General features: G+C 66.2%; 17 protein-coding genes and 1 tRNA gene. 12 read left to right on the plus strand and 6 right to left on the minus strand.

Annotated features, from left to right (window positions below; all coding sequences use genetic code 11):
- Positions 1–5: 5 nt before the first annotated feature.
- The 4 genes from ACFVWT_RS12985 to ACFVWT_RS13000 all read left to right on the plus strand — a co-directional run bounded on the left by ACFVWT_RS12985 (position 6) and on the right by ACFVWT_RS13000 (position 6,011).
- Positions 6–377 (plus strand): DUF6457 domain-containing protein, encoded by a 372-nt coding sequence (locus tag ACFVWT_RS12985; RefSeq protein ID WP_390248320.1) that lies wholly within the window; start codon positions 6–8, stop codon positions 375–377.
- The gene (locus ACFVWT_RS12990; RefSeq protein ID WP_390248322.1) at positions 374–1,864 is read left to right on the plus strand and encodes a molybdopterin molybdotransferase MoeA; all 1,491 of its coding nucleotides are present in this window, start codon (positions 374–376) and stop codon (positions 1,862–1,864) included. Before ACFVWT_RS12985 ends, ACFVWT_RS12990 begins: the two co-directional genes overlap by 4 nt.
- A gap of 71 nt (positions 1,865–1,935) precedes the next feature.
- The gene (fdhD, locus tag ACFVWT_RS12995) at positions 1,936–2,808 is read left to right on the plus strand and encodes a formate dehydrogenase accessory sulfurtransferase FdhD (RefSeq protein WP_390248324.1); all 873 of its coding nucleotides are present in this window, start codon (positions 1,936–1,938) and stop codon (positions 2,806–2,808) included.
- Positions 2,809–2,984: 176 nt separating this feature from the next.
- Complete coding sequence (locus ACFVWT_RS13000; RefSeq protein ID WP_390248326.1) at positions 2,985–6,011, plus strand: alpha-mannosidase; 3,027 nt, start codon at positions 2,985–2,987, stop codon at positions 6,009–6,011.
- A 189-nt stretch (positions 6,012–6,200) separates the two neighbouring features.
- On the opposite strand, the gene ACFVWT_RS13005 is transcribed toward ACFVWT_RS13000, so the two are convergent.
- Together ACFVWT_RS13005 and ACFVWT_RS13010 are read right to left on the minus strand one after the other, a co-directional pair.
- Positions 6,201–6,932 (minus strand): hypothetical protein, encoded by a 732-nt coding sequence (locus tag ACFVWT_RS13005; RefSeq protein ID WP_390248328.1) that lies wholly within the window; start codon positions 6,930–6,932, stop codon positions 6,201–6,203.
- The gene (locus ACFVWT_RS13010; protein WP_390248330.1) at positions 6,929–7,678 is read right to left on the minus strand and encodes a hypothetical protein; all 750 of its coding nucleotides are present in this window, start codon (positions 7,676–7,678) and stop codon (positions 6,929–6,931) included. Before ACFVWT_RS13010 ends, ACFVWT_RS13005 begins: the two co-directional genes overlap by 4 nt.
- A 182-nt stretch (positions 7,679–7,860) precedes the next feature.
- On the opposite strand from ACFVWT_RS13010, the gene ACFVWT_RS13015 reads away from it, so the two are divergent.
- Complete coding sequence (locus tag ACFVWT_RS13015; protein ID WP_390248332.1) at positions 7,861–9,558, plus strand: ABC-F family ATP-binding cassette domain-containing protein; 1,698 nt, start codon at positions 7,861–7,863, stop codon at positions 9,556–9,558.
- Complete coding sequence (locus tag ACFVWT_RS13020; protein WP_390248334.1) at positions 9,555–11,468, plus strand: ABC transporter ATP-binding protein; 1,914 nt, start codon at positions 9,555–9,557, stop codon at positions 11,466–11,468. Before ACFVWT_RS13015 ends, ACFVWT_RS13020 begins: the two co-directional genes overlap by 4 nt.
- Here ACFVWT_RS13020 and ACFVWT_RS13025 read toward each other — a convergent pair.
- From ACFVWT_RS13025 to ACFVWT_RS13035, 3 genes are all read right to left on the minus strand, one after another.
- The gene (locus ACFVWT_RS13025; protein ID WP_390248336.1) at positions 11,465–11,905 is read right to left on the minus strand and encodes an NUDIX domain-containing protein; all 441 of its coding nucleotides are present in this window, start codon (positions 11,903–11,905) and stop codon (positions 11,465–11,467) included. The two genes, ACFVWT_RS13020 and ACFVWT_RS13025, sit on opposite strands and share 4 nt — an antisense overlap.
- Entirely contained in the window at positions 11,902–12,459 is a 558-nt protein-coding gene (locus tag ACFVWT_RS13030) for a DUF6314 family protein (RefSeq protein WP_390248338.1), read from the minus strand. Before ACFVWT_RS13030 ends, ACFVWT_RS13025 begins: the two co-directional genes overlap by 4 nt.
- Position 12,460: 1 nt before the next feature.
- Positions 12,461–12,533: transfer RNA gene (locus tag ACFVWT_RS13035), tRNA-Arg, on the minus strand.
- An 85-nt stretch (positions 12,534–12,618) separates the two neighbouring features.
- Here ACFVWT_RS13035 and ACFVWT_RS13040 point away from each other — a divergent pair.
- Positions 12,619–13,419, plus strand: coding sequence for a DUF998 domain-containing protein (locus ACFVWT_RS13040; RefSeq protein WP_390248340.1), 801 nt, complete (start codon positions 12,619–12,621; stop codon positions 13,417–13,419).
- Here the strand turns inward: ACFVWT_RS13040 and ACFVWT_RS13045 are convergent.
- Positions 13,391–14,014, minus strand: coding sequence for a hypothetical protein (locus ACFVWT_RS13045; protein WP_390248342.1), 624 nt, complete (start codon positions 14,012–14,014; stop codon positions 13,391–13,393). The genes ACFVWT_RS13040 and ACFVWT_RS13045 overlap by 29 nt on opposite strands.
- A 115-nt stretch (positions 14,015–14,129) precedes the next feature.
- Here ACFVWT_RS13045 and ACFVWT_RS13050 point away from each other — a divergent pair, with 115 nt between their 5' ends.
- From ACFVWT_RS13050 to sucC, 5 genes are all read left to right on the plus strand, one after another.
- Positions 14,130–14,978, plus strand: a complete 849-nt coding sequence (locus ACFVWT_RS13050; protein WP_390248344.1) for an inositol monophosphatase family protein — start codon at positions 14,130–14,132, stop codon at positions 14,976–14,978.
- A 44-nt stretch (positions 14,979–15,022) separates the two neighbouring features.
- A complete protein-coding gene (gene pcrA, locus ACFVWT_RS13055; RefSeq protein WP_390248346.1) occupies positions 15,023–17,515 on the plus strand; it encodes a DNA helicase PcrA in 2,493 nt (830 codons plus the stop codon).
- A 55-nt stretch (positions 17,516–17,570) separates the two neighbouring features.
- Positions 17,571–18,902 (plus strand): glycosyltransferase, encoded by a 1,332-nt coding sequence (locus ACFVWT_RS13060; protein WP_390248348.1) that lies wholly within the window; start codon positions 17,571–17,573, stop codon positions 18,900–18,902.
- Between the two features lie 14 nt (positions 18,903–18,916).
- Positions 18,917–19,624 (plus strand): hypothetical protein, encoded by a 708-nt coding sequence (locus ACFVWT_RS13065; protein ID WP_390248350.1) that lies wholly within the window; start codon positions 18,917–18,919, stop codon positions 19,622–19,624.
- Positions 19,625–19,848: 224 nt separating this feature from the next.
- The gene (gene sucC / locus ACFVWT_RS13070; protein ID WP_043478540.1) at positions 19,849–21,018 is read left to right on the plus strand and encodes an ADP-forming succinate--CoA ligase subunit beta; all 1,170 of its coding nucleotides are present in this window, start codon (positions 19,849–19,851) and stop codon (positions 21,016–21,018) included.
- Positions 21,019–21,022 lie beyond the last annotated feature (4 nt).

Raw genomic sequence — 21,022 nt, forward strand, 5'->3', positions numbered from 1 at the left:
CAACAGTGAAAAGCCAGGACGAAACGCTGGAGGACTGGTGCCGGGCGCTGCTGCAAGCCTTCGAGCTGGAGGACGTCGAGGTGGATGTCAATGAAGTGCTGGCGCTGGCCGGCGTCGCGGCCCACTCCGTCGTGCGTCCGGCAGCGCCGCTGACAACGTTCATCGCAGGCTTCGCGGCAGGTATGGCGACGGGTTCGGGGCAAGCCCCGGACGCGGTTTCCATGCAGGCGGCCCTGGGTGTGGCGCGGGCGCTCGCCGTGGACTATGCAGCAGTGGATCCGACTGCTGCGGGGCAGTCCGGCTCAGCAGCTTCAGAGCCGGTTCGGACCGATCACTCCTCCGGACCGTCCACCAACAGCGGAACCACCAGCGCATGACGGCTGCGCCGCCGGACGGCGGTGACGCCGCCAGCGACGTTCCTGACCACGGGGAACCCGCCCGCCGCGCCGCACCGGGCACACCCGCCGCGGCCGATGACGGGCACACACATATAGCGCACACCTGGCAGGAGGCCCGGCAGAGATCATTCGATTGCGCAACACCCATCCCGCCGGGGCCGGTGCCGCTCAGGAATGCACTGGGCCGGACGCTCGCGGCTGATATTACGGCGCTCCAGGACATGCCGCACTACGCCTCATCCGCCATGGACGGCTGGGCGGTGAACGGGTCGGGACCATGGATTCTGGCCGAACCCGGCCAGAGGCTGGCTCCGCACCAGGCCAGCCCCATTGTCACCGGCGGCCTCATACCCCCCGGCGCGAAGGCTGTGCTCCGCAGCGAAAGCGGCATGATGACGACGGACGATGAAGGGCTGCCCGTCCTTGCCCTGGGCGGGGCAGCAAGGCCCGGTGAACCTAAGAACGGCCAACATATCCGTAAGGCAGGCGAGGAAGCAGCAGCCGGCGACGTCCTGGTCAAGAGCGGCGCAGTCCTCAACCCCGCCCACCTGGCCCTCGCGGCACTGGCCGGCCACGACTCCCTCCAGGTCCAGGGGAAACCGGTGGTCAGGATCCTGCTGACAGGCTCCGAAGTGGTCACCGCGGGCCTGCCTGCGGCGGGGAAGGTGCGCGACACCTTCGGCCCGCAGCTGGGGGCTGTGGTCGAGATGCTCGGGGGTATCTGCGCCGGGCAAGTAAAAATCGGCGACGACTACGGTGAATGGCTCGCTGCCCTGGCCGACGACGGGCCGGAATCCGCCGGCCGGGAGGACGGCGCCGGGCCGGATCGCGGATCGGTACTGCCGAAGGACCCGGGGGAGACGGCAGCTGACGAGGCGCCTGCCGACGTCGTGATCACCACCGGCGGAACCGGCAGGTCCGGGACCGACCACCTCCGCCGTGCAGTCGCGGAACTCGGCGGGCGCCTGCTGATAGACGGCATTGCGATGCGCCCGGGACACCCGGCGGTCCTTGCTGAGCTGCCGGATGGCCGGTTCATCCTTGGCCTGCCCGGCAATCCGCTTGCCGCGATGATGGCCCTCTGCACCGTGGGCGCACCCCTTCTGGCCGCCCTGGGTCACGGAAACCTCCCCCCTGTCCATGATGTGCCCTGCGGGGAGATGATCGAGGCTGATCCGGGGCGGACCCGGCTCATGCCCTTCAGGCTGCTGTACGGCATGGCGTCACCTGCCCGGCACACGGGGCCCGGCATGATGCGCGGTCTGGCTGCTGCCGATGGCGTCCTTGTTGTTCCGCCGCACGGCGTTCAACTGGGCGAGCCGGTGGCCGCCTTCGCCTTGCCCTGGGGCGCTCCGATCCAGGCTGCGGAACCCGCCGCCGCGAAGGCCAAGGCCGCCCCCCGCAACGCTCCGCGTAAGCCATCAGCTTCGGACGGCCCGGTGGACTGGAGCGCGCTGCTTGGCTAGGGCGGTCCCGGCTGGTGAAGGCGGTCCGGGCTTGCAATGATGGTCATATCCCGCACTATAAGGAGCACATCGTGGCCCGCATGACGCAACGCCGCAAGATCCACAGGTTCGTCCTGGACGGTTCACCCCAGTCCCTCGAATTTCCCGTGCGGCACCGGGAGGATGTCCTCGCTGTGGAGGAACCGCTGGAAATACGCCTGGATTCCCTTCCGTTTACCGTCACCATGCGCACGCCCGGCGACGACTTCGACCTAGTGGCCGGTTTCCTGGTCTCGGAGGGCATCATCTGGAACCCCGAGCAGCTCATCTCCCTGCGGTTTTGCGCGGGCGAGGACGAGAACGGCGTGCAGACGTTCAACGTCGTGGAAGCGCAGCTCAGGCCGGACGTCGTCCGCCCTGACAGGGGACGCAACATCTTCACGTCAAGCTCGTGTGGCATCTGCGGGACCGATTCCATTGATGCCGTCCGCAAGTCGTCGCATTTCAGCCCCGCGGCGGATCCGATGACCGTGCCCGTGGAGACGCTGTCCGGGCTCCCGGACAAACTCCGTGCCGCACAGGCCGTCTTTGACGCCACCGGGGGTGTCCACGCAGCGGGTCTCTTCAGGATCAACGACGACGGCGGCGCGGAGCTGCTGTGCCTGCGCGAGGACGTGGGGCGCCACAACGCCGTGGACAAGGTGGTGGGCTGGGCGCTGCGCGAACGGCTGCTGCCGCTGGCCGGGACCGTGTTGCAGGTCTCCGGCCGGGCATCCTTCGAACTCGTCCAGAAAGCGGCGCTCGCCGGTATTCCGGTGCTGGCGGCCGTCAGCGCCCCCTCCAGCCTGGCCGTTGAGCTTGCCGCCGCCAGCGGCATGACCCTGGCCGGCTTCAGCAGGGGTTCAACCCTGAACGTCTATGCCGGAGACCACCGCGTAACTGCTCCCGCCCCGGTGGCGGGATAGCGCAAGAATGCTTGGCTTATTGGACCCGGCACAGTAGATTTTATCCATCGAATGGACGCGCCGATCCGCTCCTTCGGCTGAGTTCAAGGGCTTGCACATAAGCTGAAGCCAACGTCCGGGCGCATACCGCGAACCCGCTTTCAGCTTCCATACAACAGGCATTAAAGAGGATCACATTGCACGACGACCGCCGCATCACGGAAGTCCGTCTTGACCGCTTCATGCGTGAACGCGTGGACCCGGCGGTGTACTCCCGCAGCGTCCCGCTGAACCTTAGCGCCTGGGACGTTCCGGACGAGCCCGTTTCCGTTCTGGAAGCCCTGCGCCACGACTTCGTGCCGCTGGAACACGGATCGGCGTGGGGGCGTCCGTGGAGTACCAAATGGCTGAGGCTGCAGGGCGAGGTGCCCGATTCGTGGGGCACTGCCCCCGATACCGCGGTTGAGGTTGTGGTGGACCTCGGGTTCACCCGTGAGCTCCCGGGCTTTCAGTGCGAAGGCATCGCGTGGCGTCCGGACGGCACCATCATCAAGGCCATCTCCCCGAGGAACCAGTACATCCCGTTGAAGCTGCTTGGGAGCGGAATGGCAGTGGACTTCTACGTGGAGGCCGCCGCCAATCCCGATGTTGCCCAAGGGTGGACTTTCGCGGCCATGCCCTACGGTGACAAGGCGACGGCGGGAAGCGATCCCAAGTACCGGCTGGGCGCCATGGCCATCGCCGAGCTTAACCAGACTGTGTGGGAACTGCAACAGGACGTATGGACGCTCAGCGGACTCATGCATGAGCTCCCGATGGAACTGCCGCGCCGCCACGAGATCCTGCGCGCCCTCGAGCGGATGCTGGACGTCATGGATCCCGACGATGTTCCCGGCACCGCTGCCGCGGGCCGTGCAGCCCTGGCTGAGGTTCTCTCGCGACCGGCTTATGCCTCAGCACATCAGCTGGTCGCGACGGGCCACGCGCACATCGATTCGGCCTGGCTGTGGCCGGTCCGGGAGACCATCCGCAAGTGCGCGCGCACGTTCTCCAATGTCGTGGCCTTGATGGACGAGTCTCGGGACTTCGTTTTCTCCTGCTCGTCCGCGCAGCAGCTCGCTTGGATGAAGGAGTTCTACCCCGAGCTGTTCGGCCGGATCCGCGAGAAAGTCAAGGCGGGCCAATTCGTGCCGGTAGGCGGAATGTGGGTGGAATCCGACACCAATATGCCGGGCGGCGAGGCCATGGCCCGGCAGTTCATCGAAGGCAAGAAGTTCTTCCTCGACGAGTTTGGCGTGGAGTGCCGGGAGGCATGGCTGCCCGATTCCTTCGGCTACTCGGCTGCATTGCCGCAGATCGTCAAGGCTGCCGGGAGCAAGTGGTTCCTGACCCAGAAGATCTCCTGGAACCAGGTCAACAGGATGCCGCACCACACCTTCAACTGGGAAGGAATCGACGGCACACGGCTGTTCACCCACTTCCCGCCCGTTGACACCTACAACTCGGAGCTGAGCGGCCGCGAACTGGCACACGCGGAACGGAACTACCGGGACCACGGCCGCGGTACTGTCTCCCTGGTTCCGTTCGGCTACGGCGACGGCGGCGGCGGACCGACGCGGGAGATGATCGCCGCAGCCCACCGCACCGCCGACCTCGAAGGATCGCCGAAGGTCCGGATCGGAACGGCTGCGAATTTCTTCACCCAGGCGCAGGCCGAATACACGTCCCTGCCCGTGTGGGTGGGGGAGATGTACCTGGAGCTGCATCGCGGAACCTACACCAGCCAGGCGAAGACCAAACGGGGCAACCGGCGCAGCGAACACCTGCTCCGCGAGGCCGAACTTTGGTGTGCCACTGCGTCCGTCCGCACCGCCGGCGGGTTTGTGTATCCGGCGGCCGAGCTGAAGCGACTGTGGCGGCTGGTCCTGCTCCAGCAGTTTCACGACATCCTGCCCGGCAGTTCGATTGCCTGGGTCCATCAGGACGCAGAGCGGAACTATGCGGCCATCTCGGAAGCCCTTGAGGCCATCATTGCCGACGCCGCGCGCACCATGCTCGGTGAGGGCGGCCGCGAGTTCCTGCTGAACGCCGCGCCGCACGAACGCAGCGGCGTACCCGCTCTGGCGGCCGCCGAACCGGTCCGGAGCGACCACGCCGTGACGGTTACCGAGCACGCCGGGGGGTACATCCTGGACAACGGCGTGATCAGGGCAGTGCTCGACTCGAACGGACTCCTGACCTCGCTCATCGACCACGCCAGCGGCCGCGATGCTATCGCACCCGGCCAGTTCGGCAACCATCTTGAACTCCACCGTGATACGCCCAACGAATGGGACGCATGGGATATTGACGAGTTCTACCGCCGCAACGTGACGTCACTGACCGAAGCGCGGTCGGTGACGCTCGAGCGGGGCGGCTGGGACGCCGTCGTTGTGGTGGAACGGCTGGCGGGGGCGTCCGCCATCACCCAGCGCATTTCGCTGGAGGCGGGTTCCGCCTCGCTGGGCATCCTGACGTCCGTGGATTGGCAGGAACGCGAAAAGCTGCTCAAGATCGGTTTCCCCCTGGACGTACGGGCGGACCGCTCGGCATCGGAGACGCAGTTCGGGCACGTCTTCCGGCCCACCCACACCAACACGTCCTGGGAGGCAGCCAAGTTCGAAATCTGTGCCCACCGCTGGATTCACGTGGCGGAGCCGGGTTACGGCGTGGCGGTTACCAACGCTTCCAGCTACGGACACGATGTCACCCGCTCTGTGAGGGACGACGGCGGGACCACCACTATCGTGCGCACGTCGCTGCTGCGCGCGCCCAAATATCCGGATCCCGACGCGGACCGCGGGCGGCACGAGCTATTGGTGACCATCAGGCCCGGGGCGGCCATCGCCGATGCCGTGGAGGAGGGCTACCGGACCAACCTCGCACCTCGGATTGTCAGTGGTGCCAACGCTGTCAGCCCCCTGTTCACGGTGTTCAACCAGGGAATTGTGGTGGAGTCGGTGAAGCTGGCGGAGGACGGGTCCGGTGACGTCATTGTGCGTCTCTATGAGTCCCTGGGGGAGCGGTCCGAGGGGATCGTGACGGCTAATTTTGATGCCAGGGAAGTGCGCGTAGTGGACCTGCTGGAGCGTCCGGTTACGGGCCCGGGCGTGGAAAGCGGCCGGGATTCCGCCAAGCTGACGTTGCGCCCGTTCCAACTGGTCACGCTGCGGTTTGTCCGCTGAGGCCGCCCGGCTATTAAACAGGCTGAGTGGGGGCGGTCCCCAACGGCCCGCCACCACTCATCCCCCCAATAGCGCTCAGTGGGCCGCCCGGCGCCGAACGGATTGTCCCCGTTCTCGACCCCAGCCGGCAGTCACTTTCACACATTCATGATTCTCTCACGTTCTAATGATTTTGTGAAAGTCCTAAGGCTACTTTGCAGTAGATGACCTTCGCGTGGCCGCCTGCATCCGAACCCGGGCAAACCAGATCGTCAGCAGGCCCGCCACCAGCGTCAATGCGGCCACGTAGTTGATGAGGGCCTTCAGCGGACCCAGCTCGTCCGGCAAGAGGGGATAGAACGTCCCTGCCGGGAGTGCAATAAACGCCACGGACAGCAGGCCTGCGCCCCAGCGGATTGACGTGGCCAGGCTGGAAGAAGCAGCGGCTAAAGTCGCTGGAAGAAGGCAGGCCGCCACGTACGCCGGATAGAGGCGGCCAGCAGCGGCATAGAGCTCGATGAGCTGCGCATTCCGGGGGCTTCGGGACGGTAGCGTGGTGAGTCCCGTGACGCTGCCGTCTGTATCAGCCAGAAGGAAGAGGACTAGAGTAGCCGCGGCAATCACCGCCAAGATACCAAGCCCCATTGGGCCCAGGATCAGCCGGACACTTTTGGGGGCGCTGAAGCCCCTGGCGATGCGGTAGCCGGCTAGGAGAATGACGATGTAGATCACGAACCGCAGGACGAGGTTGGCGACGTTGGTGCCGCCGAGCAGTCGATCGATCGCCATGTAGGGGCCATCGATGCTGAGGAGAATCGCGAGGGTGGCCAGCAGGAAAATATAGAAGATCGACCTGTTTTCACCCCTGACGGCACTCGGAATGCGGGCCGCAGCCGCGGCACAACAAATGGCCAGGGTGGACCATTGCAGGATCTCGATCATCCGAGGTTCTCCCAGATCGTTTTGGTTTGTTCGTGGTCTTGTTCCTGGCGCTTGAGCGTCTTCCCCAGTGCCTGCAGCCTGTCGCCGGCCAGGGCGGCGAGCTCGCCGTCGGACAGAGCATCCAGGGCTCCCTGCCTGGCACCCGGCGGCCATCCGGCCTCCGCTTCGGTAATCATTCCGGTTGCCACCAGTCCGCCCGTCAGTCCCACCCCTCCAGCCCTGGACGTGGCGATGGCAAGCTCCGGAGTCAACCGGTTGGCGGTCAGCTGCGCGGAGTAATTCTGTGGTGCGATTCCCGTGGCTGAGGAAACCCGGTGCCGAAGCTCGCCGTCGTCGATCGCATCAACCCAGTTCTTCACGGACGTTGCATGCGGTACGGGGGTCAGCGCGGGGACCGGCCGCGGCCGGGCCCCTTCGACCACTCCTTCCGCTCCACGGTCGGAGCGGGCAATAACCGCCCTCAGCAGGTCCATGGTGGCGATCTGGCTGACCAGCTCCGCGGCAGTGGGCGGCAAGGGGCTTTCGGCCAGCTCGCTGTAATTCTGGAAGGTGGCCAACGCCGCCACGGGGTTGATGTTGAAGGCCCGGCTGATGCTGACCACGGTGCTTTCGGCCACTTTCCCGCGGACCAGCTGCTGCGCCAGGGTGGTCCGCTTGACCCCGGAGATCCTGCAGATGTCGGCAGTGCTGGCCTGGGGCGCGATTCCGTGGAGCCAGCGTTGGAACGCCTTGGCGGGGAGGGGCATGAATGGCTTCCTGCAGGGTGGGGCGGTCGGTTGTCGTCGCTCGATTTTACGGCGGGGGGTATATGAACTATGCTAAATGGTCGAACCCGTTGGTCCGTACACCCCCCAAGTCCGGACCAGCGGGTTCTTCCATGCCCGGCGGGATTTCAGGCCGTTTTGGCCCGCAGTGAGAGGATTGACTAATGACTGCAACCCTTGTTGCCAAAGACCTTTCGGGCGGTCACGACCACCGCACACTCTTCTCAAAACTTTCCCTCACAGTGGCACCCGGCGACGTTGTGGGCGTTGTGGGCGCGAACGGCGCCGGCAAATCCACCCTGCTGCGACTTCTGGCCGGTGTGGACCAGCCCCTGGCGGGCTCGGTGAACCTGGCCCCCTCGGACGCCTTCGTTGGCTGGCTGCCGCAGGAGCACGAACGTGTTCCGGGGGAGACCGTTGCCGACTACGTTGCCCGCCGGACCGGCTGCGCGCAGGCAACAGCGGACATGGAATCCACCGCCGAGGCGCTCGGCTCGGGCGCCCCCGGCGCCGACGACGCCTACTCCCTGGCATTCGACCGCTGGATGGCCTCCGGCGCGGCGGACCTCGACGAGCGCATTGCGCCCGTCCTCGCCGACCTCGGCCTGGAGGTGGGGCCCGAAGCGCTCATGACGGGACTTTCCGGCGGCCAGGCCGCGCGGGTGGCACTTGCTGCGCTGCTGCTGAGCCGCTTCGACGTGGTGCTCCTCGACGAGCCCACCAACGACCTGGACCTCAACGGGCTCGCCAAGCTCGAATCATTCGTGCAGGGCCTCCGCGGCGGTGTGGTTCTGGTGTCCCACGACCGTGAATTCCTGGCACGTTGCGTCACCACCATCGTGGAACTGGACCTGGCCCAGAACTCCGTGGCCGTGTACGACGGCGGCTACGAGGCTTTCCTGGAGGAACGTGCAGTGGCACGCAGACACGCCCGGGAGCGTTACGAAGAGTTCGCCTCCACCAAGGCGGACCTGGTCTCCCGTGCCAGGACGCAGCGCGAATGGAGCTCCCAAGGCGTGCGTAACGCCATGAAGAAGAGCCCGGACAATGACAAGATCCGCCGTGCGGCCTCCACTGAATCATCGGAGAAGCAGGCCCAGAAGGTGCGGCAGATGGAATCCAGGATCGCCAGGCTCGACGAAGTCGAGGAACCCCGCAAGGAGTGGCAGCTGCAGTTCAGCATTGGCCAGGCCCCGCGGTCCAGTGCAGTGGTGGCGACGCTGCGTGACGCCGTCGTCCGCCAGGGCGACTTCACCCTCGGGCCGGTGAACCTGCAGCTCAACGCCGGGGAGCGGATCGGCATCACGGGGCCCAACGGGGCCGGCAAGTCCACGCTTCTGCGGCTCCTGCTGGGGATCCGGGAGCCCGATTCCGGCAACGCCGCGATGGGCGCCTCGGTGGCGGTCGGGGAAATCGACCAGGCCCGCGGGCTGCTGGCCGGCCACCTCATGCTGGGCGCCGCTGTCGAAGCTGTCTTGACCGGGCTGACCCCGGCGGAGGTCCGAACCCTGCTCGCCAAATTCGGCCTCAAGGCGGACCATACCTCCCGCCCCGTCGACTCGCTCTCCCCGGGCGAGCGGACCCGCGCGGCGCTGGCGCTGCTGCAGGCGCGCGGCGTGAACCTCCTGGTCCTGGATGAGCCCACGAACCACCTGGACCTGCCTGCGATCGAGCAGCTCGAAGAAGCATTGGAAAGCTACGACGGCGCGCTGCTCCTGGTGACCCACGACCGGCGACTGCTGGAAAACGTGCGCCTGGACGTCCGCTGGAATGTCCAGGACGGTGTGGTAACCGAACAGCACTCCGGCGCAACATCATCACCAGGCGCGGCCGACCGCGCCATGAAAGGCCAGCCAAGATGAGCATGGACCGGGTAGCCTGGAGCTCCCTTTACAACATCACACGGGCCTCCAGCGGTTCCAAGCCGTTCTCCAAGGCCACCCTGAAGCGCGTGTTCGGCTTCGCCCGGCCGCACCGTGGCAAGCTGATCGCCTTCGTGCTGCTGTCCATCGCCACGGCAGTCCTTGCGGTGGCCACACCCGTCCTTGCCGGCCAGGTGGTGGACGCCATCATCGCCGGCGTGGGCGTTGACGTGGTGATCCGGCTGGCCGTGCTGATCGCCGTCGTGGCCGTCGCCGAAGCCGGGCTTGGGCTGGTGACGCGCTGGCTGTCCTCCACCATCGGCGAGGGCGTGATCGTGGACCTGCGCACCAAGGTGTTCGACCACGTTCAGAAGATGCCGATCGCCTTCTTCACCCGTACCCGGACCGGGGCCCTGGTCAGCCGGCTGAACAACGACGTCATCGGCGCGCAGTCCGCTTTCGCCGGCACGCTGTCCGGCGTGGTCAGCAACGTGGTGGCTTTGGCGCTGACCCTCGTGGTGATGCTGGGCAAGTCCTGGATCGTGACCGTGCTGGCCATGATCCTGCTGCCGATCTTCCTTATTCCGGCACGTCGGATGGGGTCCAAACTGGCCGACCTTCGGCGCGAGGCCGCCGAACACAACGCTGCCATGGGCACGCAGATGACCGAACGCTTCTCCGCCCCCGGTGCGACGCTGGTCAAGCTTTTCGGCCGCCCCGACGAGGAATCCCGCGAGTTCGCCGTCCGTGCCGGCCGCGTCCGGGACATCGGCGTACGGACCGCCATGCTCCAGTTCACGTTCGTCACCGCACTGACCCTGGTCTCGGCGCTGGCTCTCGCCTTGGTGTACGGGCTGGGCGGCTTCCTGGCGCTGCAGGGGCAGCTGGCTGCGGGCGACGTCGTGGTGCTGGCACTGCTGCTCACGCGCCTCTACGCGCCGCTCACCGCCCTTTCCAACGCCCGGGTGGAGATCATGAGCGCCCTGGTGAGCTTCGAGCGGGTCTTCGAGATCCTGGACCTCAAGCCCCTCATCCAGCAGAAGCCCGACGCCGTGGAGGTGCCGCCGGGACCGGTGTCCGTGGAGTTCGACGACGTCCGCTTCGCCTACCCGTCGGCCGACAAGGTGTCGCTGGCTTCGCTCGAGGATGTGTCCACCTTGGACACCCGAGGCGGCGAGGAAGTGCTGCACGGCATCAGCTTCCGGGTGGAACCCGGCCAGACCGTGGCCCTTGTGGGTTCCTCCGGCGCCGGCAAGTCCACCATCGCCCAGTTGCTGTCACGCCTGTACGACGTCGATTCCGGCGCCGTACGCCTTGGCGGCACGGTCCCCGGAAGCGGCCTGGACGTCCGTGACGCCACCTTTGATTCGATGCGGGCGACGCTGGGAATGGTGACCCAGGACGGCCACCTGTTCCACGAATCCATCGCGTCCAACCTGCGGCTGGCCCGTCCGGACGCCACGGAAGAGGACATGTGGGACGTGCTGCGCCGGGCCCGCCTCGAGTACATGATCCGGTCCCTGCCGGACGGCCTCGATACGGTGGTGGGGGAACGCGGCTACCGGCTCTCCGGCGGCGAACGCCAGCGCCTCACGATTGCCCGGCTCCTGATCGCGCAGCCGCGGGTAGTGATCCTGGACGAGGCCACGGCAGCCCTGGATTCCACCAACGAGGCGGCCGTGCAGGCTGCCCTGGGGGCGGCGCTCGAGGGCCGCACCGCCGTGGTCATCGCCCACCGGCTGTCTACCGTGCGCGCCGCGGACATGATCCTGGTGGTGGAGGACGGCACCATCGTGGAGCGCGGCACCCACACCGAACTGCTCGCCGCGGAAGGCCGCTATTCGGAGCTCTACCGCACGCAGTTCGCGGAAGCCAGTGCCGTAGTGGAAGAGGCCGTTCCGGAGTTCTAGGCCCGGCCCTGGACCCGGCCCTGGGCGCTGCCCCGGCCCTGGCCCGCGGCGAGGGCGGGCAGGATGTGGTCCGTCAGCAGCGGTGCAAGGTCGGCCGGCAGCTCGCCGGCGAGGTCGAGCCAGCGGATTTCGGCTATCTCCGCCGAGGGGTGCGCACCCCAGGTGCCCGGGGCGGCGAAAACCGTGGCCTCGATGTCCGTGGCTGCCTCGTTGGCGGCGTCGGCAAGCCACACGCCCATGAGCCGGAGTTCTTCCGGCGCCACAGCGATGCCCACCTCTTCCAGCAGTTCACGCGAGGCGGCCTGGGCCGCGGTTTCGCCGGGTTCGGGTTTGCCGCCGGGGTGCATGAACTTGTCCGTGCCGCGCTTGCGGACGGTTAGCAGGCGGCCGGCATGGTCATAAACGCAGACGGCGGACACAATAATGCGGTCTTTCACGGCTCCGACCCTAGCCCATCCGTGGCTGGCCGATCCGCGGCGGGCCGGTCTTCGCCCGGACCGAGCCTGCGCAGCCTCGAATCGAGGAGCAGGTCCTTCCTGGGCCCCTGGACGTCCCACGTATAGCTGAATTCGTCGGGTCCGTGGTGGGCGTACGTCACGCGGTAGGTGTCCGGATCACACCAGTGGTGGTCCTGCCTTGCCTTCTCCCGGAAGCTCATCCGGTGGAAGGGGCGCCCGTCGGGGAACGTCATGTCCATCGCATCGGAGGTATCCGCGGGCTGCAGGATGTAGTCCCGGCTTGCGGGGCCTGTGAAGGTGCCGCCGGCCGGAGCAGGCCAGCGCATGGTGCCCTCTTCATGGAAGTGAAGGCCGCCGTCGTCGGCCTTCGCGGAAAAGCGGGCGACGCCGGTAAACGTGCCTCGCGCGCCGGAACTGCGGTCCCACAGGGTGCGGTCCACGGACCAGCTGCCCAGCAGGTAGGACCGCAGATCGAAATCCTGCGCCTCACCCTGCGCTGCATTCTTAGCTGCATCCTGCGGCTGGAAGTTCAAGTGCCCTCGATTGGAATCGAACCAACGACACCGGCTTTAGGAGAGCCGTGCTCTATCCACTGAGCTACGAGGGCGGGCGTCCGAAGCGGTTGGCACAGGCCGTCCTGTTCGGGCACGGATACAAGCATACAAGGTGCCGGCCCGTACTACGCTCTTGGCATGACTGCAGCAACACCAGCAACTTCCTACCGGGCCGGCTTCCTGCCGGATATCGCCTCAAGCCGGGAGTATTTCGGCGCGTGGGCCAAGCTGAGCGTGCTGCAGTATTTCGTGGCTGAGTCCGCTGTGATCGCGGCGTGGGCTGGGCCGGAACCCTATGACCGGCGCACCGGCTACATCAGCGATCTGGGCGCCACCCATTGCGCCGTCTACGAGGGCCGGGACGTGTGCTCGCCCCTGCACGCGGTGATGAATGCCTCGTTCGTGGTGCAGGGCGTGGGCATGCTGGTGGGGGCGCTGCTGCTCAGCTCGGCGCTCTTGTGCGTGGCTGCCCGGCCCGGAGTCCGCCTCGCTTTCGGGCCCGGCCACCGCATTCCGTGGTTCACCGCCCTCGCGGCCAAGGTCCTTACCTTCACAGCTGGAACCGGGACAATCATCGTTGGGGTGGTGCCCGAAGACGCCGGATGGTTTGCCGTGCATCTGACCGGCGCCGTGATGTTCTTCCTGGCGGGAGCGCTGGCGCTGCTGCTGTTGGGAGCGCTGTGGCTGAGGCAATCGCCCCTGGCCTGGTTCATCCTCGCCTGCGGAGCGGTTTCCTTCGTGGCGCTGGTGATCGGCGGCCTGACCGGCATGGATGTCCCGGAACCGGGCACCCTGGAACGCTTTATGGGTTACCCCGTCACTCTTGGCCTGGCCACCGCGGGACTGGTGATCGCCCAGCGCGTGCGCCACGAACTGAAAGTGCGGAAAGCTGCGCGAGCCGCAGCCGGGGCTACTGCTTCCGCGGTTTCCGGCCAATAAATACGGCGGCGCCGCCGGCCAGCAGGCTCAGGACGAGAAGTACCCAGCCGGCAACGGTGAGGGCGGACGCGAGGGCTACCTGGCCGGCGTCCAGCGCTGAAGCGGACATCATCGAATCAACGGCTGCATTCCCCCACAACCTCACGGCGGCGAAGAGGAGCGGAAGGGCCCAAAGCGCCCAGCGGAGTGCCTTGCGCGCAACGTTGGTCCCGATCAGCAGCAGCCAGGTGAAGCTGAAAATCAGCGGGAACAGGGTGCCCGCCGTCTTGTGGAGGTAGTTGAGCTGGCCGCGTGCGTCGTCGTTCATTGCCGACCTCAGCTGCTCCACGAAGCCCTGGTCAAAGCCCCCGATTAGCGAATCCGGCATGGGCAGGCCGCCGGAGAGCTGGGTGAGCTGGTTCAACGTCAGCAAATGCAGGTACCAGAACAGGAAGAGGCTCGCCACGACCCCGGCAATGAGGATCAGGCTGCTGTTGTTCTGCGCCTTCTCCGGGGACCGCTGCGTGGTGGGGTTGATCACCGGCGGCAGATGGTGCTGGGGAACGGACGCCTTGGCGCCGTGCTTCTTGATCCGCTGTGCTGGTGTCTTGGCCATGCGTTCATTATCGCTGGTCCCGTGCACGCTGCTGTTCCCAGCTCCTGTCCTTGGCCTGTCCTTGGAGCCTGTCGTTGGCCTGTCCTTGGCCGAAGGCCACCTATAGGCTGGACGCGTGACGGAACTCGGAAGACACAAACTTGGCAGGCACAGCGCTGCGGAACTCAACGCGGGCCTGGACGACTACGAGCTGGCCGAAGCGCTGGTCAGGGAAGCAGGAATGCTGGCCCTCATGATGCGCCAGGGTGGCCTGGAAGGGCACCAAAAGACCTCGGTCTCCGACGTTGTCACGGCAGCCGACCATGCTGCCGAAAACTATGTGCTGGAGCAGCTGCGCCGCTGCCGGCCGTACGACGGCATCCTGGGGGAGGAAGGCGCCTCCGTGAAGGGGAGCAGCGGCCGGACCTGGGTGATCGACCCCGTGGACGGGACTTACAACTTCCTGCACGGCTCCACGTACTGGTGCTCCGCGCTCGCCCTCAAGAACAGTGCCGGCACGGTCCTGGGTGCCATTTTCCAGCCCGAAGAGGACAAGCTTTGGCTCGGCGGAGCCACGCGCCCGGCAACCCTGAACGGTGAACGGCTCACTTCCTTCCAGGAGGACGGCGGAGCCAGGACCCTCAAGCCGCTGGCCGAGCAGGGCGCCGCAACGTACATCCACCCCTCCTGGCTGGCGGACCCGCTGTGCGCCATGCCCTGGCATGCCGCAGCCACCGGCGCAGCGGCGCTGCGGATGTTCGGCTCGGGATCCTGTGACCTGGGCAGGGTGGCCGACGGCGAACTGGACTGCTGGTTCCAGCACAGCTGCCCCGAATGGGACTGGCTGCCAGGAAAGGCAATCGTGATTGCCGCCGGCGGCACCGCCGACGTCGTCCGGATCAACGGACTTGAGTGGTTCGTCGCGGGCGGCACGACGGCGGTCCGGCAGCTCCGCGCGGCCCTGGAATCGGGCTCGGTGGAGTAGCCACGGAAGTTAGTGTCGGCCCCACCGCTTAGACTTGTAGCACCATGGATATGTTGTTTGACCCGTATGCTGACGGACCGTTCAAGGCTGCCCCGCAAGCGGCAGCGCCCACCAAGTCGCGCCCCGGGGCCGGCGAAGATCCGGCGCGCTACGGGAACGGCGGGCCGGAATCCGAAGGGGAACGGTCACGTCCGAAGCTGCCCGGCGTGGACGAACTCCTGCAGGGCCTGAACCCCCAGCAGGAAGAAGCGGTCAAACACACCGGCGGTGCGCTGCTCATTGTCGCCGGAGCCGGATCCGGCAAGACACGCGTGCTCAGCAACCGGATCGCCTACCTCATCGCCACGCGGAGGGCACATCATGGCGAGATCCTGGCCATCACCTTCACTAACAAGGCCGCCGCGGAAATGCGGGAGCGCATCGAGGCCCTGGTGGGCGGCCACGCCAAGATCATGTGGATTTCCACCTTCCACTCGTCCTGCGTGCGCATCCTCCGGCAGGAAGCCGCCAACGTTGGGCTGAAGTCCAATTTCTCCATCTATGACTCCGCGGATTCGCTCCGCCTGGTCACGCAGGTGTCCAAGAGCCTTGACCTGGATCCCAAGAAATTCGCACCCAAGGCTATCCAGCACAAGATCTCGGCGCTGAAGAACGAGCTCATCGACGCGGATTCCTATTCGTCCTCCGCCAACCACAACGATCCCTTCGAGTCCGCTGTGGCCGATGTCTTCAAGGGCTACACCCAGCGGCTGCGCCAGGCGAATGCCATGGACTTTGACGACCTCATCGCCGAAACCGTCTACATGTTCCGTGCCTTCCCGGCGCTCGCCGAATCGTACCGCCGCCGCTTCCGGCATGTATTGGTGGACGAGTACCAGGACACCAACCACGCCCAGTACGCACTGGTCCGTGAAATCGTGGGCGAAGGTCCCGGAGCGTCCGAACTCACCGTGGTGGGTGACTCGGACCAGTCCATCTACGCGTTCCGCGGCGCGGACATCCGCAACATTGTCGAGTTTGAAAAGGACTACCCGAACGCCCGCACCATCAAGCTGGAGCAGAACTACCGTTCCACCCAGAACATCCTCACCGCCGCTAACTCGGTGATTTCCCGCAACCCCAACCGGCCGGAGAAACGGCTGTGGACCGCCGAGGGGGAAGGCCACAAAATCATCGGCTACGTGGGCGAAAACGAGCACGACGAAGCCCAGTTCATCGCCAAGGAAATTGACCGGCTGCAGGACGAGGACAACCTCCGTCCCGGCGACGTCGCCATCTTCTACCGCACCAACGCCCAGTCGCGTTCCATCGAAGACGTCCTGGTGCGCGTCGGGCTGCCGTACAAGGTGGTGGGCGGCACGCGCTTCTACGAGCGCAAGGAAATCAAGGACGCCCTCGCCTACCTGCGCGTGCTGGTGAACCCCGACGACGACGTCAACCTGCGCCGGGTGCTCAACGAACCCAAGCGCGGCATCGGCGACCGCGCCGAGGGCGCCGTGGCAGCCCTGGCCGAACGCGAACGGACCTCGTTCATGGCCGCGGCACGCCGGGCGGACCAGGCGCCCGGCATGGCTACCCGCTCGGTCAACGCGGTGCTGGGCTTCGTGAAACTCCTGGACGATCTCGCCGAGGTGGCCAGCGGCTCCGGTGCGGCGGCCGCCCTGGAAGCGGTCCTGGAACAGACCGGCTACCTCGCCGGGCTGCGGTCCAGCACGGATCCCCAGGATGAGTCCCGGGTGGAGAACCTCGCCGAGCTGGTCGCCGTCGTGCGTGAATACGAACAGGAAAACCCCGAAGGTTCCCTGGGCGCCTTCCTGGAGCAGGTGTCCCTCGTGGCGGACGCGGACCAAATCCCGGATGCTCCGGGTGCGGATATCGACGCCGCCGTGGCGGAAGCCAAACGGCTGGGCGTCGTTACGCTCATGACCCTCCACACGGCCAAGGGGCTGGAGTTCCCCGTGGTCTTCCTCACCGGCATGGAGCACGGCCTCTTCCCGCACCAGCGCTCCGCCACGGATCCCAAGGAACTCGCGGAGGAGCGCCGGCTGGCCTACGTGGGCCTGACCCGTGCCCGAAAGCGCCTCTACGTGACGCGGTCGGAAGTCCGCAGCATGTGGGGCCAGAGCCAGTACAACCCGGCCAGCCAGTTCATCGAGGAAATCCCGGCCGAGCTGGTGGAATGGCGTCGCGAAGGCACCAGCCGCCAGGTCAGCGGCTGGGGGAGCGGAGCCGCCATCGGGTCCAGCCGCTACAGCGGTTCATTCTGGGGCGCCGGGACGGCCCGCGGCCAGGGGGCCAGCCCTTCCGCCGGCTTCAATGCCGACGTTCCGGCTGCCGTCGCGAAGAACCGCGTACAGCCGCAAAAGGAAGTGGTGGCCGTCAGTGTGGGGGACAAGGTCAACCACACAAGCTTCGGCAACGGTACGGTCCTGGCCGTTGAAGGCGCCGGCGACAAGACGGTCGCTAAGGTGAAGTTCAGCGTTGGCGAGAAGCGGCTATTGCTAAGGTACGCGCCGCTGACCAAACTGGACGCATAGCGCCGCAGTCTCGCGGCGCGGAGCCGCTCAGGCTCAGAGCGAGTCCGGGGGGACCATGAAGATCCTGTTCGCCAGCCAGGCCATTGACGGCCATTTCAATCCCATGACCGGCGTTGCCGTGCGGCTCAGGGAGCGCGGCCACGATGTCGGCTGGTACACGGGTCCTGTTTTTGAGGACAAACTTCGGAAGCTCGAGGTTCGGCACTTCCCGTTCCGCCGCGCCATCGAGCACCGGGGCGACAACCTGAACGAGCTGTATCCGGAACGCGCCCGGCTCAAAGGTCCAAGGGCCATCGGATTCGACGGCGAAAAGATCTTTGCCAGCAACATCAGCAACTTCTTCGAGGACATCCGGGAGCTCCACAGCGACTTCCCATTCGATGTGGCCGTGGTGGACAGCTCCATGTTCATCCAGCGGCTGGTTTCCCGGTTGATGAGCACACCGGTGGTGACGTTCGTGGCGATTCCCAACATGGAAAGCGACCCGCTGGTGCCGCCGCTCTTCTTCGGTTTCAGACCGCCCCGCAACCTGGCCGAGAAGACCGCCCAGGCCGCCGCGGGGCTGCTGTCAGACAAGGTCATCCTCCGGCCGGCCAGCCAGAGCTACCGGCGGCAGCACGCGGCGTACGGCCAGGAGGTCCCCCGCCGGGGACGGCTGACCGACGAACCGTACCGCTGCGCGGCTGCCGTCATCCAGACAGGCACGGAATCGCTGGACTTCCCGCGCCGGAACGTGAACCCGAAGGTCCACTACGTCGGCGCCCTTCTTCCCTACCGGGCACCGGAGGGCGTCGGTTCAGGGACGGACACCACCCGCTCAACGGCGGCGGTGCCGGGCGGAGACGACGAATGGCCGCGGTCCTACCCGGCCACCATCGTGGTGACGCAGGGAACCGTGGACAACATTGACCAGGGCAAGCTGATCGGTCCCGCGCTCGAAGCCGTGAAGGACATGGATGCGTTGGTGATCGTGGCCACCGGCGGCCGCGGGACCGAGGAATTGAAGGCCAGATATCCGCAGCCCAACATCATCGTGCGCGATTATGTGGATTTCGCCAAAGTCTTCGAGTACACGGATGTGTTCATCAGCAATGGCGGTTTTGGCGGTGTGCAGCTGAGCCTCTCCAAGGGCGTCCCGCTGGTGGTGTCCGGCATCAACGAGGGCAAGAGCGACGTCAACGCCCGGGTGGAATACGCCGGCGTGGGCATCAGCCTGCGGACCGAGGCGCCCAGGTCCGGCGACATCGCCCGGGCGGTGGCTGCCGTCCTGGGGGATCCTGGCTGGAAGAGGCGGGCGGTGCAGATGCGTGAGCAGTTTGATCTGGCGGACCCCGCCGAGGCGGCTGCCGCCGTCGTTGAAGGTGCAGGGCCCGCCGCCGGCTCCTAGCCGGTGACGGCATAATGGAGCGCATGCGACGGACTGTACCGGGGATCCTGGCCGCCCTCATCCTGCTGGCCTGCACTGCCTGCACCATTACGCAGAAGGACCCGGACTATGTTCCGCCGCCGCCGCTTCCCGCGCTGGAACAGCTCGAGCAGACGCCGGTGGCTGACGGAACCCGGTTCTCTGCGGGCAGTGACGTGCTCAGTTTCGTCACCGCCGACCACAGCGTCGTCTGCTCGCTGACCTCGGCGCGCGGCGAGCATGTCAGCCTGCCCTATGAGCAGAATGCTTACAGCGACGGCGCCAACAACAAGCTGGCAATCGTCCCGGTAGCGCACTGCGAACTTGCCGCCTACCCCAAACCCGAGGCTGCGGACGTCAGGGATGACTGTGCCGGCACGGGCCTGGGCTACCTCGGCGGCACCGCGTTGCTCACGCCGGATAAGGCAAGCTACGGCGAATGCCGCTCCGGTGTTACCCAGATGGAGGCCGAGTTCGGGCCAAAGGGCAGCAAGAACGGGCCGGTGTCCCAGCTGCCCGTGCTGGAAGACGGGCAGAACCTCGAGCGCAACGGCCTGCGATGCTCGGCCTATAACGGCGGCGTGGCCTGCGGAAACGTCTCGGCTGGCGTCGCCTTCTTCGTTTCGCGGGACCGTTACGAACTAATTTCCGCGGACAGTGCAAACCCCTCCGCGACGCCGTCAGAGGCCCCAAAATCCCCGTAATCTAGGGGTTTTTCTACGCTCCATAGAATAGTGTCCTTACTCACATAACGGGTACTCTGGAACGGGCCGGTCCGCAGAAAGGACTAGAGTTCCGAGAGGAGCATTGCGCCGTGTGGCTCGTTTCCGAACCAGTCGCAGGGTGCGTTTATTCCGCAGCCCGGTAACCACGATTACGTGGGGTCCGGCTGTACAGAAACTACTTCGACGTAGAAGGACACTAAACCGTGGACCTGTTTGAATATCAGGCGCGCGATATGTTCGAGGCGCACGGTGTACCCGTGCTTGCTGGCATCGTGGCGCACACCCCTGAAGAAGCAAAGGCAGCTGCCGAGAAGATCGGCGGCGTAACTGTCGTCAAGGCACAGGTTAAGGTCGGTGGCCGCGGCAAGGCCGGCGGCGTTAAGGTCGCAAAGACCGCCGATGAGGCGCTGGAGCACTCCACCAACATCCTGGGCATGGACATCAAGGGCCACACGGTCAACAAGGTCATGATCGCCCAGGGCGCGGACATCGCCGAGGAATACTACTTCTCCGTTCTGCTGGACCGGGCCAACCGCAACTACCTGGCCATGTGCTCGGTTGAAGGCGGCATGGAAATCGAACAGCTCGCCGTCGAACGCCCCGACGCCCTCGCCAAGATCGCCATCGATCCCGCAGTGGGTATCGACCAGGCAAAGGCCGACGAAATCGTTGCCGCTGCCGGCTTCGCTGAGGAACTGCGCGGCAAGGTCGCCGCCGTCATCCTGAAGCTCTGGGACGTTTTCAAGAAGGAAGACGCCACCTTGGTGGAGGTCAACCCGCTGGTCAAGACCGGTGCCGGCGACATCGTCGCCCTTGACGGAAAGGTCTCGCTGGACGAGAACGCCGACTTCCGCCACCCCAAGCACGCTCACCTTGAAGACAAGGACGCTGCTGATCCGCTCGAGGCCAAGGCCAAAGCGCAGGACCTGAACTACGTCAAGCTGGACGGCGAAGTAGGCATCATCGGCAACGGCGCCGGCCTGGTCATGTCCACCCTGGACGTCGTTGCCTACGCCGGTGAAAACCACGGCAACGTCAAGCCGGCCAACTTCCTGGACATCGGCGGCGGAGCCTCCGCCGAGGTCATGGCAGCCGGCCTGGACGTCATCCTGGGCGACGAGCAGGTCAAGTCCGTGTTCGTCAACGTCTTCGGCGGAATCACCGCCTGCGACGCCGTGGCCAAGGGCATCGTCGGAGCACTGGCCGAGCTGGGCCACTCCGCGAACAAGCCGCTGGTCGTCCGCCTCGACGGCAACAACGTCGAGGAAGGCCGCCGCATCCTGGCCGAGGCCAACCACCCGCTGGTTACCCTGGCCGCCACCATGGACGAGGGCGCCGACAAGGCCGCCGAGCTCGCCAACGCAGCTAAGTAAAGGG

The sequence above is a fragment of the Arthrobacter sp. NPDC058288 genome (assembly GCF_042880995.1).
GTDB lineage: Bacteria > Actinomycetota > Actinomycetes > Actinomycetales > Micrococcaceae > Arthrobacter.